This is a genomic window from Solirubrobacter pauli, assembly GCF_003633755.1.
Taxonomy (GTDB): domain Bacteria; phylum Actinomycetota; class Thermoleophilia; order Solirubrobacterales; family Solirubrobacteraceae; genus Solirubrobacter; species Solirubrobacter pauli.
In genome coordinates this window covers 3,999,799-4,013,466 of sequence record NZ_RBIL01000001.1, presented here as the reverse complement: position 1 = coordinate 4,013,466, position 13,668 = coordinate 3,999,799, and the positions used below count along the sequence as shown (strand labels likewise).

At 71.3% G+C, this 13,668-nt stretch carries 16 protein-coding genes; 10 read left to right on the top strand and 6 right to left on the bottom strand.

The features are described from left to right. Positions 1 to 10 precede the first annotated feature (10 nt). Positions 11 to 940 (top strand): helix-turn-helix transcriptional regulator, encoded by a 930-nt coding sequence (locus tag C8N24_RS18850; protein ID WP_121252484.1) that lies wholly within the window; start codon positions 11 to 13, stop codon positions 938 to 940. 163 nt (positions 941 to 1,103) lie between these two features. On the opposite strand, the gene C8N24_RS18845 is transcribed toward C8N24_RS18850, so the two are convergent. Continuing rightward, entirely contained in the window at positions 1,104 to 1,286 is a 183-nt protein-coding gene (locus tag C8N24_RS18845) for a hypothetical protein (protein ID WP_121252482.1), read from the bottom strand. Between the two features lie 104 nt (positions 1,287 to 1,390). Here C8N24_RS18845 and C8N24_RS18840 point away from each other — a divergent pair, with 104 nt between their 5' ends. Next, complete coding sequence (locus tag C8N24_RS18840) at positions 1,391 to 1,852, top strand: winged helix-turn-helix transcriptional regulator (protein ID WP_121252480.1); 462 nt, start codon at positions 1,391 to 1,393, stop codon at positions 1,850 to 1,852. Here C8N24_RS18840 and ligD (C8N24_RS18835) read toward each other — a convergent pair. Further along, a complete protein-coding gene (gene ligD, locus C8N24_RS18835; protein WP_211340019.1) occupies positions 1,849 to 2,748 on the bottom strand; it encodes a non-homologous end-joining DNA ligase in 900 nt (299 codons plus the stop codon). The genes C8N24_RS18840 and ligD (C8N24_RS18835) overlap by 4 nt on opposite strands. 32 nt (positions 2,749 to 2,780) lie before the next feature. Between ligD (C8N24_RS18835) and C8N24_RS18830 the strand changes: the two genes are divergently transcribed. From C8N24_RS18830 to C8N24_RS18820, 3 genes are all read left to right on the top strand, one after another. After that, on the top strand, positions 2,781 to 3,608 hold the full coding sequence (locus C8N24_RS18830) for a DUF892 family protein (RefSeq protein WP_121252478.1): 828 nt from the start codon (positions 2,781 to 2,783) through the stop codon (positions 3,606 to 3,608). A gap of 222 nt (positions 3,609 to 3,830) precedes the next feature. Next, positions 3,831 to 4,814 carry a chemotaxis protein CheB gene (locus C8N24_RS18825; RefSeq protein ID WP_170179198.1) on the top strand — a complete coding sequence of 328 codons (984 nt, stop codon included), beginning with the start codon at positions 3,831 to 3,833 and terminating at the stop codon, positions 4,812 to 4,814. Next, positions 4,811 to 6,676, top strand: a complete 1,866-nt coding sequence (locus tag C8N24_RS18820) for a CheR family methyltransferase (protein WP_121252475.1) — start codon at positions 4,811 to 4,813, stop codon at positions 6,674 to 6,676. The genes C8N24_RS18825 and C8N24_RS18820 overlap by 4 nt, the downstream gene beginning before the upstream one ends. Before the next feature lie 40 nt (positions 6,677 to 6,716). Here the strand turns inward: C8N24_RS18820 and C8N24_RS18815 are convergent, their stop codons facing one another. Further along, positions 6,717 to 7,736, bottom strand: coding sequence for a Crp/Fnr family transcriptional regulator (locus C8N24_RS18815; RefSeq protein ID WP_170179197.1), 1,020 nt, complete (start codon positions 7,734 to 7,736; stop codon positions 6,717 to 6,719). A 324-nt stretch (positions 7,737 to 8,060) separates the two neighbouring features. Here C8N24_RS18815 and C8N24_RS18810 point away from each other — a divergent pair, with 324 nt between their 5' ends. The 4 genes from C8N24_RS18810 to C8N24_RS34080 all read left to right on the top strand — a co-directional run bounded on the left by C8N24_RS18810 (position 8,061) and on the right by C8N24_RS34080 (position 9,843). Then, positions 8,061 to 8,396 (top strand): STAS domain-containing protein, encoded by a 336-nt coding sequence (locus C8N24_RS18810; protein ID WP_170179196.1) that lies wholly within the window; start codon positions 8,061 to 8,063, stop codon positions 8,394 to 8,396. 14 nt (positions 8,397 to 8,410) lie between these two features. Next, entirely contained in the window at positions 8,411 to 8,794 is a 384-nt protein-coding gene (locus C8N24_RS18805; RefSeq protein WP_281272633.1) for a Na-translocating system protein MpsC family protein, read from the top strand. A gap of 75 nt (positions 8,795 to 8,869) precedes the next feature. After that, positions 8,870 to 9,679 carry a SigB/SigF/SigG family RNA polymerase sigma factor gene (locus C8N24_RS18800; protein WP_121252467.1) on the top strand — a complete coding sequence of 270 codons (810 nt, stop codon included), beginning with the start codon at positions 8,870 to 8,872 and terminating at the stop codon, positions 9,677 to 9,679. After that, complete coding sequence (locus C8N24_RS34080; protein WP_170179195.1) at positions 9,676 to 9,843, top strand: hypothetical protein; 168 nt, start codon at positions 9,676 to 9,678, stop codon at positions 9,841 to 9,843. The genes C8N24_RS18800 and C8N24_RS34080 overlap by 4 nt, the downstream gene beginning before the upstream one ends. A gap of 11 nt (positions 9,844 to 9,854) precedes the next feature. Here C8N24_RS34080 and C8N24_RS18795 read toward each other — a convergent pair whose 3' ends face one another. After that, positions 9,855 to 10,904 (bottom strand): DNA topoisomerase IB, encoded by a 1,050-nt coding sequence (locus C8N24_RS18795; protein WP_121252465.1) that lies wholly within the window; start codon positions 10,902 to 10,904, stop codon positions 9,855 to 9,857. A gap of 45 nt (positions 10,905 to 10,949) precedes the next feature. Here C8N24_RS18795 and C8N24_RS18790 point away from each other — a divergent pair, with 45 nt between their 5' ends. Then, positions 10,950 to 11,276 carry an STAS domain-containing protein gene (locus C8N24_RS18790; RefSeq protein ID WP_121252462.1) on the top strand — a complete coding sequence of 109 codons (327 nt, stop codon included), beginning with the start codon at positions 10,950 to 10,952 and terminating at the stop codon, positions 11,274 to 11,276. 61 nt (positions 11,277 to 11,337) lie between these two features. On the opposite strand, the gene ku is transcribed toward C8N24_RS18790, so the two are convergent. Next, positions 11,338 to 12,186: a non-homologous end joining protein Ku gene (gene ku / locus C8N24_RS18785; protein WP_121252460.1), complete on the bottom strand. Its 849-nt coding sequence runs from the start codon at positions 12,184 to 12,186 to the stop codon at positions 11,338 to 11,340. 46 nt (positions 12,187 to 12,232) lie between these two features. Continuing rightward, positions 12,233 to 13,648 (bottom strand): non-homologous end-joining DNA ligase, encoded by a 1,416-nt coding sequence (gene ligD / locus C8N24_RS18780; RefSeq protein WP_121253316.1) that lies wholly within the window; start codon positions 13,646 to 13,648, stop codon positions 12,233 to 12,235. Positions 13,649 to 13,668: the final 20 nt, after the last annotated feature.

Here is a 13,668-nt window from a genome sequence, read left to right as displayed (position 1 = left end):
CGGTCCTCTAATGGCGAAGGCCGGACGAGTGCTCGAGCTGCTCGAAGCTCTGCAGGACCACGGCACCGCGACCGGGCCCGAGCTCGCGCAACGCCTCGGCGTCGACGTACGCACGGTGCGCCGCGACATCGTCGCCCTACGCGATCTCGGCATTCCGGTCGAGGGCGAGCGCGGCCGCGGGGGCAGCTACCGGCTCAAGCCCGGGTTCCGCGTGCCCCCGCTGATGTTCACGAGCGGAGAGGCCGCCGCGGTCGCGCTCGGGCTGCTCGCCGCCCGGCGGCTGGGCCTCGAGGCCGACAGCGCCCTGCGCAAGGTCCGCCAGGTCCTGCCCGACCGCATGCGCCGCGGCGTCGAGGCGCTCGACCACGTGCTCGGGTTCACCGGCGAGGTCGAGGCCGCGCCGCCCGACGGCGAGACCGTGCTCGCGCTGGCCGACGCCGCCGCCCGCGGCCGCAAGGCCGCCGTCATCTACACCGACTCCGCCGGCGTCGAGACGGCGCGCGAGCTGAGCCCGCACGGCGTCGTCGCGCACGCAGGCCGCTGGTACGTCGCCGCGTTCGACCACCAGCGCCAATCGCTGCGGACGCTCCGCGCGGACCGCGTGACCCTGGTCGACGTGGGCGCGGCGGGCGCCCCGGCGCCGGACGGCTTCGACGCGACCGCCTACGTGAGTCGCTCCCTCGCGCGCGTGCCGTGGCGCTACGAGGTCGAGGTGGTGCTCGACTGCACGGTCGACGAGGCCGCGCGACGGTTCCCGGCGACGCTGGCCGAGCTCGACGCCGTCGACGGTGGCACGCGCCTGCGCCTGCGAGCCGACTCCCTGGACTGGGCCGCGGGCCTGCTGGCCGGGGCCGGGTGTGCGTTCACGATCGTCGAGCCGGCGGAGCTGCGTGCGGCCGTGCGGGCACTGGGGGAGCGGCTGGTCGAGATCGCGGCGTGAGTGGCCGCGAGGAGGGGCGCAGTGCGGGCGGCGCGGTGCACCTGGTCAGTTTGCTGGGCTCTGCCCAGCAAACTGACCAGCGCCGTGCAGCAAGCGCGGGTCCGCGCCCGGGCGCACCCGGCGCAAGCCGCTCACCCGCCGACGCGAGCTGAGCCGCGCTCCGCTACGAAGGCTCGATGTCCGTCGCGATCTCGTCGGCCGGCGCCACTTCGGCCGCGTGCACCGAGCAGAGGAACGGGCCGCCGGCTTCGCGGGCGTCCTTGATCTCAGCGCTCGTCAGCTTCGCGCCGCAGACGGAGCACGTTCGCGCGATGGTGTCGTCGAGGGTGCGCTCTTCGAGGTCCATGTGGGGAACGTACCGCGATCGCGGCCGACCGTAACGCCGGTCAGGTCGGCGGTCGGACCACAGGCGGCCATCAGCGCGTTGCATCACGCTACTCTCGACTGGAGATGCTCGGCCGCCTGTATGAAGGACAGAACTGCAGCGTCGCCAAGACGCTCGAGCTCGTCGGCGAGCGCTGGACGGTGCTGATCCTGCGCGAGGTCTACTTCGGCCACCGCAAGTTCGACGAGATCGCCGCCGGCCTCGGCATCGCCCGCAACGTCCTCACGCAGCGCCTCCAGCGCCTGCAGGAGGAGGGCGTGCTCACGAAGGTCGCCTACCAGGAGCGCCCGCAGCGCTTCGAGTACCGGCTGACCGACAAGGGCCTGGACCTGTGGCCGGTGATGGTCACCCTGATGCAGTTCGGTGACCGCTACTACGCGCCGGACGGCCCGCCGATCGTGCTCACGCACCGCGACTGCGGCGGCACCCTGGACGCCCACCGCACGTGCACCACGTGCGGCGCCAAGCTCAGCGCCACGGACGTCCGCGTCCACGCGGGTCCGGGCGCTCAGCCCCAAGCCGCCTAGCGCGGCAGCTCCTGCTCGAGCGTCTGGACCGGCGCGAACAGGTCCCCCATGCGCTCGACGCGCTCGAGCACCTCGGCCGAGGTGAACGCGAGCGGCTCGGTCATGTCCGCGACCTCGTCCCAGGTCAGCGGCGTCGAGACCGTCGGGCGGTCCATCGCCCGCAGCGAGTAGACGTTGACCGTCGTCTTGTGCCGGTCGTTCTGGGACCAGTCGACGTAGACCTTGCCGGCCCGCTTGGCGCGCGCCATGTCGGGCTCGATCAGGTCCGGCATCCGCCGTGCCAGCACCTGCGCGAGCCCGCGCGAGAACGCCCGCGTGTCCTCGTAGGTCACGCCGGGCACGTTGAGCGGCAGGTACACCTGCATCCCCTTCGAGCCGGACGTCTTCGGGAACGCCTCCAGCCCGAAGTACTCGAACGAGCGCCGCAGCTCCAGCGCCACCCGCGCGCACTCGACGATCGTGGCCGGCGGCCCGGGATCGAGGTCGAAGGCGACCATCGACGGGTTGTCCATGTCCGGCACGCGCGCCATCGGCGTGTGCAGCTCGAGGTCGGCCAGGTTCGCCAGCCACACGAGCGTCGGCAGGTCCTCGCACAGGCAGAAATCGATGTCGCCCTCGTTCTGCCCGCTCCACACCGGCGCCGTCCGCACCCAGGCGGGCCGGTGCGCCGGGCAGCGCTTCTCGTAGAAGAACGTCCCCTCGACCCCGTTCGGGTAGCGCTTGAGCGTCAACGGCCGCGCCTCCAGGTGCGGCAGCAGCGTCGGTGCGATCCGCGTGTAGTAGTCGATCACGTGACCCTTCGTGAAGCCGACCTGCGGATACATCGGCTTCGTCAGGTTCGAGAGCGACACCGTGACATCCCCCACAGTGACCTCGACGCGCTTCGGTTGGGGCACCAACCAGACCCTATCCGGGTAGCCCAAGAACCATGGCAACGGATCTGCACCGACTGAATCGCTACCTCAACGAGGCGCTCGCGACCGAGCGGGCGCTGGTCACGACCCTCACCGCCCACATCGCGATGACGCCGCACGGCGACTACCGCACGCTGCTCGAGCGCCACCTGCGTGAGACCCGCCGCCACGCGGGCGCGCTCGCCGAGCACGCCTCAGAGCCGGACTCGAGCATCATCAACTCCGCGCTCGGGCTCGCCGAGAGCGTCGTCGGCCAGGCGCTCGTGCTGGCCAAGGGCCCGCTGGACCTGCTCCGCGGCGGCACGGACTTCGACGAGAAGCTCCTCAAGAACGCGAAGGACGAATGCGCCACCGAGGCGCTCGAGATCGCCACCTACGACGCGATCGAGGCGCTCGCGGAGGAGCTCGGGGAGAGCGCGATCGCCGAGCTCGCTCGCCGTCACCGCGCTGACGAGGAGCGGATGCTCGCGGACCTGCGCGCGCTGATCCCGTCCCTCGCGGGCCAGGCGAAGCCCACCAAGGTCGCGAGCTTCCCGATCGACGACTACGACGACCTCAACGCCGGCCAGGTCGTCGCCAAGCTCAGCGAGCTGAGCCAGGACGACCTCGCGACCGTCATCAGCTACGAGCGCGAGAACCGCAGCCGCCGCGCCGTACTGGAGAAGGGCGAGCAGCTCAAGGCGACGCCGCCGTGGCCCGGCTACGACGACGCGACCGCCGAGGAGATCGTCGCCCGCCTCGACAACGAGCACGCCGGCGCGGTGCGCGACTACGAGAGCCGGCACCAGCGCCGGGTGACCGTCCTGGAAGCGGCCCAGCGGGAGCTCAGCGGCTCCGCTTGAGGGCGGGACGCCTGAGACGCCCGCCCGTCCGCGCCATCACGCTCCGTACCGCGGCGGTGTCGAGCCGCCGCGGCGGGCGTCCACAGCGCGGGCACGGCACGTCATCGCGGGTGACCGTGGAGCGGCAGTGAGAGCAGCGGGAAGCGGTGATCATCGCCGTTGCCCTTACCCACGGTCGAAGATCCGCACGCGCCCACCTTCGAGGGCGTAGCCTCGTCAGGAGTGGAACCTTCCCTACCGCGCCGGGTCATCGGCGTCGCGGCCTCCGCCGGTGGCGTCGAGGCGCTGCGCCGGCTCGTCACCGAGCTGCCGGCGGACCTCGACGCCGCGCTGTGCGTGGTGCTGCACATCCCGCCGACCGGCCGGAGCCTGCTGGCGCCGATCCTCGACCGGGACTCGGCGCTGACGGCGGTCCTCGCCGAGGATGGCGCCCCGCTCCGCGCAGGGATGATCTACGTCGCCCCCGCCGACCACCACCTGCTCGTGCGCAACGACCGCCTCGAGCTCAGCCGGGGCCCGAAGGAGAACAACGTGCGCCCTGCCGCTGACCCGCTGCTGCGGTCGCTCGCGCGTTCGTGGGGCTCGTGCGCGGTCGCGGTCGTGCTGTCGGGAGCACTGGACGACGGCGCCGCGGGTGCGGCCGTGGTGGCGAACGCGGGCGGGGCCGTGCTCGTCCAGGACCCGGAGGATGCGCTGGCCCCGGGCATGCCGTCGGCGGCGCTGTCCGCGACGACCGAGGCCGAGGTCCGGCCCCTGGCGCAGCTCGCCGCAGCGGTCGAGCGGGTGGTCGCGTCCGCGATCCCTCCACTCCGAGAGGAGGACACGGTGACGACGGAACCCGGTCCCGCGAAGTCCGTGGACGGACCCATGCACCTTGACGGCCCCCCGACCGGCTTCATGTGCCCGGAGTGCCGCGGCCCGGTGTGGGAGCACCAGGAGGGGCACGTGCTCCGCTACCGGTGCCGCGTGGGCCATGCGTACTCCGAGGAGGCGATGGTCGACTCGCAGAACAACACCGTCGAGTCCGCGCTGTGGGCCGCGCTCGAGGTGCTAGAGGAGCGTGCGGCGCTGCTGACCCGCATCGCCGTCCGCCCGGGCACGCACGACCGCACCCGGGCGCGGTTCGAGCGGGGCGCGCGCGAGGCGGCGGCGCGGGCTGAGAACATCCGCCGCGTCCTGGTCGCGGACGAAGCGTCGGTCGCATGAGCGACGCCCCCGCCGACGCCGCCTTCGAGGCGCTGCTCGAGTTCCTCCGGCGCACGCGCGGGGTCGACTTCACGGGTTACAAGCGGACCAGCCTCGAGCGCCGCTTCCGCCGTCGCATGGACGCGGTCGGCTGCGCGTCCTACAGCGACTACCTGGACTGCCTCGAGGTCGACCCGGAGGAGTACGGGCAGCTCTTCGAGATGCTGCTCATCAACGTCACCGAGTTCTTCCGTGACCCGCCCGTGTGGAGGCACCTGCGCGACGATGTGCTGCCCGCCCTGATAGCCGACAAGGACCCGACGGACCCGATCCGCGTCTGGAGCGCGGGTTGCGCGAGCGGCCAGGAGGCGTACACGTGCGCGATGGTGCTCGCGGAGCTGCTCGGCATCGACCAGTACCGCGAGCGCGTGAAGATCTACGCGACCGACATCGACGAGGACGCGCTCGCGCAGGCGCGGCTCGCGGTCTACACGGCCAAGGAGATGGAGTCGGTCCCGCCGGAGCTGCGCGAGCAGTACTTCGAGCGCGCCGACCAGCGGCTGGGATTCCGCAAGGACCTGCGCCGGACGGTCATCTTCGGCCGCAACAACCTCGTCCAGGACGCCCCGATCTCGCGCCTGGACCTGCTGCTCTGCCGCAACACGCTCATGTACCTCAATGCGGAGACCCAGGCCAGGATCCTCCGCCACTTCCACTTCGCGCTGCTGGACACCGGCGTGCTGCTGCTCGGCAAGTCCGAGATGATGATCTCGCATCGCGACCTGTTCGCGGCCGCGGACCTCAAGAAGCGGATCTTCGTCAAGCAGCCGCGCACCACGATGGGTTCGAGAGCCGGCGCGTTCGTCGGTGCCGAGGAGAACGAACGGCCCGCAGGCGAGGACGAGCGCGTGACGCGTGACGCCGCCCTGGAGCTCGGTCCGGCAGCCCAGGTGATCGTGTCCCGCACGGGCCGCGTGACGTTCGCCAACCTGCCGGCGCGCGCCCTCTTCCAGCTCGCGGGCGACGACATCGGCCGCACGTTCGCGGAGACCGACCTCGCGCACCGCCCCGCGCAGCTGGTCGCGCCGATCGAGCAGGCCCTCCGCGAGCGCCGGCGCGTGCCCGTCGGCGAGGCCACGCTCACGCCTGAGCGAGGTGACGCCCGCCAGCTGGACGTCAACGTCACGCCGCTGATCGCGAGCGACAACCTCGCCGTCGGCGTCAGCGTCACGTTCGAGGACGTCACCCGCTTCGCCGCGATGCAGAGCGAGCTCGAGAGCAACCGCCGCGACCTCGAGCTGGCCTACGAGGAGCTGCAGTCCACGATCGACGAGCTGGAGACGACGAACGAGGAGCTCCAGTCCGCCAACGAGGAGCTGCAGACGACGAACGAAGAGCTGCAGTCGACCAACGAAGAGCTCGAGACGATGAACGAGGAGCTCCAGTCGACCAACGAGGAGCTCGAGACCATCAACGACGAGCTGCGCGAGCGCACCGGTGAGCTCAATCGGGTCAACGAGTTCCTGGAGGCGATCCTCACCTCGCTGGGCCTGGGCGTGGTCGTGATCGACGCCCAGCAGCGGGTGCAGGTCTGGAACCGGCGCGCGGAGGACCTCTGGGGCCTGCGCGCCGACGAGGCCGTCGACCACCACTTCCTCAGCCTGGACATCGGGTTGCCGTCCGAGCAGCTGGCGGCGCCGCTGCGTGCGGTGGTCAGCGGCTCCAGCCCGCGTGAGACGCGCGAGGTGGACGCGGTGAACCGGCGCGGGCGCGCGATCGTGTGCGCGGCGACGATCCTGCCGCTCGTCAGCTCGGCGGGCGACGGGTCCCCGCGCGGGGCGGTCGTGATGATGGAGGACCGGCCGCGCGATGACGGGCAGTGAGCTTCGCCGCGATCACGACGAGAGCGCTCCGAGCCGGCGCCTAGTTGGAGCTCGGGCCGCGGGCCGCGGCGGCGTCGTGCAGGCGCTCGAGATGGTCGGCGCGCCGGCTGCGCAGCTGCAGCGTCCGCTCGCGCAGCGCGGACGTCTCGGCGCGGATCGTGTCGAAGTCCCGGCGGTGCTGGAGCGTGATCGCCCGCGCGGCGTGCAGTGACGCCTGCAACTCGCCCATGCGCTCGCCCGCGGGCTCGGCGATCGCGACCGCCGCCGTGGCCGGCTCGGCCGGCGTCGGCATCAGCCGCCGGCGCTGGCGGATGACCTCCGCCGCGGCCCCGGCGGGCACGTCGACCGGCTCGCCCGTGAGCAGCCATGTGCCGTCGTCGCGGCGGAGGAGCTGGCCGTCGCGCGCGAGCTCGGCGAGCGCAGTGGACACCGTGGGGCGGCGGGCGCCGACGAGCTCGCCGATCAGCCGGTGCGACAGCACGAGCGGCACCGCGATCCCATCCCGCGCCACGCGGCCCCAGCGCTCGGCCAGGTGCCAGAACAGCGCCTGCAGGCGCCGGTCCACGCGGTTGAGCTGGGAGATCGCCTGGGTGATCGACAGGCGCTGCGCACGCTCGGACAGCCGGTCGACGATGACGGCCGACACCTCTGGGTAGCGGCCGATCGCCGCGGCCGCGCGCCGGTCGATGAGGCCGAGGCGCAGCGTCGAGAGCGCGTTCCAGCGGACCGCGACGGGCAGCAGCTCCGGTGGACCCTCGATGTGCCAGGGCCGGAAGATGTCGCCGGGGCCCAGCAGCTCGGTGCTGACGGTGTCGCCGAGGATGACCTCACGCGCCAGGACGCCCTCGACGACCAGCAGGCCGAGATGGGTCGGATCGGCGTCCGCCAGCCGGGTCCCGTCCCACTCACCAACGGGAAAGGTGGTCACCCGGACGTGCAGCTCACGCCGGGCCGCTTCGCGCCGTTCGTCGCTCAGCAGCGCGCCCAGGTCCGCGTCCAGGTCGAGCAACGATCGCCCGCCGGCCGCCGCGCGCTGCGCTTGCTGAGGCTTGGCTTCCATCCTCGTGGTCATCCTAAGGCCGCCGTCCGTCGTCCGCACCCGCCCCGTCGTCCTACCACTGACCGCAGGAGATGAACCATCCGGGACGCGCGCGAGGGTCGCGCACGGGCTCGCGTACGTCCGCGAGACCGGCGAGGCCTTCGCCACGATCTCGGCGGTCGGCGACGATGACGCCGCTTAAGCGGTTAGAGTGCGGACCGCGCAGGCGCAGGCTTCCAGTTCGGGGGCTCGGGCAGGCGGAACCTCAGGAGGACGGTCTGGATGGCTCCAACACGGGGCGCCCAGCGGACTCCAGCGATACCGCACCACCCAGAGGATCCGCACGTGTCAGAAGAGTTCGCCCCCAAGCCGTTCCACTGCGCGGTCGACGTCCGCGAGGACGCCGCGTTCGTGCGCCCTGAGGGGGATCTCGACATGAGCACGGCCTCGGAGGTCGAAGCGGTCATGCGGACGGCGTTCGACGCGGGTGTGAAGCGGCTCGTCGTGGACCTGCGCGGGCTGTACTTCATGGACTCGACCGGGCTCACGCTGCTGACCCGGTGGAACAACGCGTCCAACCGCGACGGCTTCGCTCTGGTGCTGATCCCGGGCCACGAACGCATCCAGCGGCTGTTCACGCTCACAGGACTGCACGAATACTTCACCTTCACCGCCGGGTAATCCCGCGGACAATCGTGCCGGATAGAGCTCAGGAACTCATCGAAGCCGCGGGCGGGCAGCCCCCTGGATCGCTGCGTGCCGCGCTGGCCAACGCCATGGTCGGACTCAAGAAGCGCTACTACGGCCGCGGCCCGGAGGCGGCCAAGGCGTACGTGGAGGACGACTACATCTTCGTCGTGCTGGAGGGTGGCCTCACGCGCAACGAGGAGACGCTGCTCGCCGACGGCAAGGAGGATCTCGTGCGCCAGTACCGGCTGGCGTTCCAGGAGACCGTCGGCCCGACCGCGATCGGGGCCGTCGAGGAGCTGACCGGACGCCGCGTGGCGGGGTATCACAGCCAGATCGTCTTCACGCCGATGCGCGCGTTCGAGATCTTCGTCCTTGCCCCGGAAAGCTGACCGGTCTGTCCGCAAACGAACGGTTTTGGCCACCCCAGGGGTGATTTCCGTTTCCCCGGGTACCGCAAGCCTTTGATGGCTTCCACTCCGACGGCCGAGCGGCCCCGCAACACGGCCAACCCGATCGACCGCGCGAAGCGGCAGCGTGAGGACCAGCGACTCATGCGCCTCGTCCTGAAAGGCGACGAGCGCGCACGCGAGGAGCTGATCGAGCGTTATATGCCGCTCGCGCGTTCCCTCGCGCTCCGCTACCGGCGCGCGAGTGAGCCCCTTGACGACCTCATCCAGGTGGCGTCCGTCGGCCTCGTCAAGGCCGTCGACCGCTGGGACCCCGAGCGCGGCCTCGCGTTCTCGTCGTACGCGGTGCCGACGATCCTCGGCGAGCTGCGTCGCTACTTCCGCGACTCCACCTGGGACGTGCGTCCCGCTCGCGACCTGCAGGAGCTCTGCCTCGCCCTCGAGGAAGCGCGCGAGAAGCTGTGGGGCGAGCTGGGCCGTCAGCCGACGGTCGCCGACCTCGCCGACCGACTGGACCGCTCGCCGGAGGAGATCATCGAAGCCATGCAGGCGACCGAGGGTCGCTCCGTGCGCTCCCTCGACGCGCCCGTCCACGACGAGGAGAACGACTCCGCGTCCGCGGGCGACCTGATCGGCGTCAAGGACGAGGAGTTCGACCGCGTCGAGGCCGGCGTCACGCTCGAGCGGCTCACCGGCATCCTCGACGAGCGCGCGCGGGAGATCCTGCGCCTGCGCTTCCAGGAGGACCTGCTGCAGTCCGAGATCGCCGACGTCGTCGGCTGCTCGCAGATGCACGTCTCGCGCATCATCCGCTCGTCGCTGGAGAAGCTGTACGCCTACGGATCCGGAATGAAGGTGGAGTCATGAGCGTCCCCCAGCCCACGGACCCGCCCACCCCGGTCGCTCCGCCCGAGCCGGCGACGCCCGCCGTGCCGGACGAGCCGACCGTCCCGGCCGACCCGACTCCGCCCGACGAGACCCCGGCGCCGGACGACCCGCCGGTGCCACAGCCCGACCCCGGCACGGAGTAGCCCGCTCCGGCTCAGGCCGCGAGCTTCTCGATCCGCGGTGACTCCTCCTTCTCGTTGAGGAGGTCGAGCACCGCGAGCTCGATCTGTGGATGCTGCGTGGGGATCTGCCCCGGCTCGGCCGCGTCGAGCAGCACCTGGTGGTCGAGCACGAGCCCCGCGTCGTAGGCGTCGAAGATGCGCGGATCGATGTAGGAGGCGCGGCAGACCGCCGGCGTGTTGCCCAGGTAGCGCGACGTCTCCTTGATCGCGCGCGTGACCGCCCGCTTGCGTGACGTCTTGGTCCCGTGGGCGGGCCCGGAGACCGCCAGCGCGACGGCCGCGAGCACGGTCGCGCTCCAGGTGCGGAAGTCCTTGGCGCTGAAGTCGCCGCCGGTCGTCTCCTTCAGGTACGCGTTGATGTCGTCCGAGCGCAGATCGCACCACTGACGGCCGTTCTTGAACGCGAGCAGCTCGGGCCCGCCGCCGCGGCGACGCTTGAGCTGGCAGACGATGTCCATCGCGAGCGGGTCGACGACGGCCTGCAGGCGCCGCTGACCGCTCTTGGCCGGGTAGTCGAAGATCATCTGGCCCGCCTCGATCCGGACGTGCTCCTTGCGGATCGTGGCGAGGCCGTACGAGGCGTTGGTGACCGTGTACTCCTCGGTGCCGATCCGGAAGAAGCCGCGGTCGAGCAGGCGCACGGCGCAGGCCAGGACCCGCTCGCGGGTCAGCGTCTCGGAGCCGGTGAGGTCGGCCTCGACGCGCTCGCGCAGCGCGGGCAGGGCCTTCGCGAACCGCACCATGTCCTCGAACTTCTCCGCGTCGCGGCGGGTGCGCCACGCCTCGTGGTAGCGGTACTGCTTGCGGCCCGCGGCGTCGATCCCCGTCGCCTGCAGGTGTCCGTTCGGGAACGGGCAGATCCACACGTCCCTCCACGCGGGCGGGATGCCGAGCGAGCGGATCCGCTCGAGCACCTCCGCCTCGTCCACGAGCTGTCCGTCGTCGTAGTAGGCGAAGCCACGCCCGGCCCGCTTGCGCGTGATGCCAGGGCCTGAGCAGTCCGCGCGTCGGAGCCTGGCCATTGGTCCCAGACTCCCCAAGCCGTCGCGGGTTTACGCTTGCGCCGGATGACACGGTTCGAGCTCGACACGACGCCGCTCGGCAGCGCGGCGCTGGTCACGCTGCGGGGCGAGCTGGACATGCTCGCGACGGCGGAGCTCGAATCGGCGCTGGAGCGCCTGACCGACGACGTGATCGCGCTGGACCTGCGCGAGCTGCTGTTCCTGGACTCCGCCGGGCTGCGGACGATCCTCCTCGCCCGCGACCGGCTGTCGGAGGAGGAGCGCCGGCTCGTGCTCGTGCGCGGCTGCCAGGCCGTGCAGCGCGTGTTCGAGCTCACGCGCATGACGGACCGGCTGGAGTTCGTGGACGCGCCGGAGCACGTCCGCCGCTAGGAGATCCGCGAAGCGATCTTCAAGCGACCGAAGCACGGGCGAAGCCCGTCGCAAGGATCGCCTAGCTCTTGGCGGGTTCCTTCTCCGACGCCTTCGCGGACGCCTTCTTCTTGGGCTTGTCGTCGCCGCCCACCGCCGCGAGGCTCGCCTCGAGCGCGGCCATCAGGTCCGGCACCGCGGTCGGCGTCGGCGCCTCGGGCTGGCTGATGATCTCGGCGCCCTCGGCCTTGGCCTCGATCAGGTTGAGCACCTTCTCGCGGTACTCGTCCTTGTAGCGGGACGGCTCGAACTCGGTCACCAGCGACTCGATCAGCTGCTGCGCCATCGCGATCTCGCGGTCGGACACCTGCAGCTCCTCGGCCTCGGGCAGGCCGTCCAGCGCGTCCTTGGGCACGACCTCGTCGGCGAAGATCATCGTCTCCATCATCAGGACCGTGCCGTCCTGGCCGGGGCGGATGGCGACGAGCTGCTCCTTCGAGCGGAGCACCACGCGCGCGATCGCGACGCGGCCGGACTCCTGCATGGCGTTCAGCAGCAGCCCGTAGGCCTTGGCGGCGCCCTTGTCCGGGACCAGGTAGTACGGGTGGTCGTAGTAGACGGGGTCGATCTCGGCGAGGTCCACGAAGTCCTCGATGTCGATCGTGCGGGACTTCTCCGGGTCCAGCGCGTCCAGCTCGTCCGGCTCGATGATCACGTACTGGTCGCGCGTGAGCTCGTAGCCCTTGACCAGGTTCTCGTAGGCGACTTCCTCGCCCGTCACGGAGTCCGTGCGCTTCTGGGAGATGCGGTTGCCCGTCTCACCGTTGATCTGGTGGAAGCGCACCGTCTTCTTCGACACGGCGGAGTAGAGCTTGATCGGGACGTTGACGAGCCCGAACGAGATGGCTCCACTCCACATTGAGCGCGGCATCCGCCCATTCTGACGGACCGGGCCGTGGAGTTCCGCAATTCAGGTGTCACTCCGGCGCGCCGACGTCCTCCGGGGCGATGTCGTCGCGCAGGCCCTTGTAGACGGGGTGGCGCAGCGTGCCGTCGTTGGTCATGTCGGTGAACTCGACGCTCGCGACAAGCTCCGGCTCGACGTAGCGGACCTGCTTGGGCGGCTTCGGACCGGCCGTGAACGGGCTGCCCTCACGCGCGCGCGCCTCCAGGAGCGCCTGCACGCGCTTGAGCTCGGCGTCGGTGAAGCCGGACCCGGCCCGGCCGGCGTAGCGCAGCTCGCCGTCCTCGTAGAAGCCGACCACGAGCGCGCCGAGCCGGCCGGTGCGACCGCCCTCCCCCGGCATCCACCCGCCGACCACGACGTCCGCCGTCTTCTTGTTCTTGACCTTGATCCAGCCGCTCGAGCGCTTGCCCGGCGTGTACGGGCAGTCCAGCCGCTTGGCCACGATGCCCTCGAGCCCCTGGGCGCGCGAGGCGGCGAGCAGCGCCGCGCCGTCGCCGACGTGGTGCGCCGGCGACTGCCAGGCCGGTCCGTTGAGCTCGAGCTTGGCGAGCAGCTTCCGGCGGTCGCTGTAGGGCAGCGCGAGCAGCGAGTGCCCGTCCAGCCAGAGCAGGTCGAAGATGATGTAGACCACCGGCTCGGTCTGCGAGAGCCGGCGGACCTGCGCCTCCGACGTCAGGTGCATCCGCCGCTGGAGGCGTTGGAAGCTCGGGATGCCGCCCTCGAAGGACACGACCTCGCCGTCGAGGATCACCTCGTGCGTGCTGAGCGCGCGGCCGAGCGGCGACAGCTCCGGGTAGCGCGGCGTGATGTTGGTGCGGTTGCGCGAGGACAGCCGGATCCGGCCGCCCTCGATGTACGCGACGGCGCGCACGCCGTCCCACTTGATCTCGAACGCCCAGCCGTCCGACGGCGGCAGGTCCCCCGCGGTGGCGAGCATCGGCTCGACCTGCTCGGGGATGAGCTCGCGCCCGGCGTCCTCGGGCGGATCCATGCGGTGGATCATCCAGTTCTTGCCACCGGTCTTGAACAGCACGTACCGGCCGCGCACGCGCTCCCCGTGGAACGTGACCATGACCTCCTTGTCACGCCACTTGTGCAGCTCGTACGTGCCGCGGTCGAAGATCTTCATCGTGCCGGCGCCGTAGTTGCCGGCCGGGATCTCGCCGTGGAAGTCCAGGTACTCGAGCGGGTGGTCCTCGGTCTGCACCGCGAGGTTGTTGCGCTTCGGGTCGACCGGGATGCCCTTCGGCACCGCCCAGGACACGAGCGTGCCCTCGTGCTCGAGCCGCAGATCCCAGTGCATCGCGCGCGCTGAGTGCTCCTGCACGACGAACCGCAGCGCGTCCTCGGAGCCGACGGCACCCGCGGGCTCGGGCGTCTCCTGGAAGTCGCGCTTCGCCCGATACTTGTCCAGCCGGTCCGGCATCATGCCCATTGTGGCGTCCG

Coding starts and splice junctions, on each gene's coding strand:
- C8N24_RS18840 (WP_121252480.1), top strand. CDS start 1,391: ATGCTCGGCCGCCTGTATGAAGGACAGAACTGCAGCGTCGCCAAGACG.
- C8N24_RS18815 (WP_170179197.1), bottom strand. CDS start 7,736: ATGGAAGCCAAGCCTCAGCAAGCGCAGCGCGCGGCGGCCGGCGGGCGA.
- C8N24_RS18850 (WP_121252484.1), top strand. CDS start 11: ATGGCGAAGGCCGGACGAGTGCTCGAGCTGCTCGAAGCTCTGCAGGAC.
- C8N24_RS18830 (WP_121252478.1), top strand. CDS start 2,781: ATGGCAACGGATCTGCACCGACTGAATCGCTACCTCAACGAGGCGCTC.
- ligD (WP_121253316.1), bottom strand. CDS start 13,648: ATGCCGGACCGGCTGGACAAGTATCGGGCGAAGCGCGACTTCCAGGAG.
- C8N24_RS18845 (WP_121252482.1), bottom strand. CDS start 1,286: ATGGACCTCGAAGAGCGCACCCTCGACGACACCATCGCGCGAACGTGC.
- ku (WP_121252460.1), bottom strand. CDS start 12,186: ATGCCGCGCTCAATGTGGAGTGGAGCCATCTCGTTCGGGCTCGTCAAC.
- C8N24_RS34080 (WP_170179195.1), top strand. CDS start 9,676: ATGAGCGTCCCCCAGCCCACGGACCCGCCCACCCCGGTCGCTCCGCCC.
- C8N24_RS18790 (WP_121252462.1), top strand. CDS start 10,950: ATGACACGGTTCGAGCTCGACACGACGCCGCTCGGCAGCGCGGCGCTG.
- C8N24_RS18800 (WP_121252467.1), top strand. CDS start 8,870: ATGGCTTCCACTCCGACGGCCGAGCGGCCCCGCAACACGGCCAACCCG.
- C8N24_RS18795 (WP_121252465.1), bottom strand. CDS start 10,904: ATGGCCAGGCTCCGACGCGCGGACTGCTCAGGCCCTGGCATCACGCGC.
- C8N24_RS18820 (WP_121252475.1), top strand. CDS start 4,811: ATGAGCGACGCCCCCGCCGACGCCGCCTTCGAGGCGCTGCTCGAGTTC.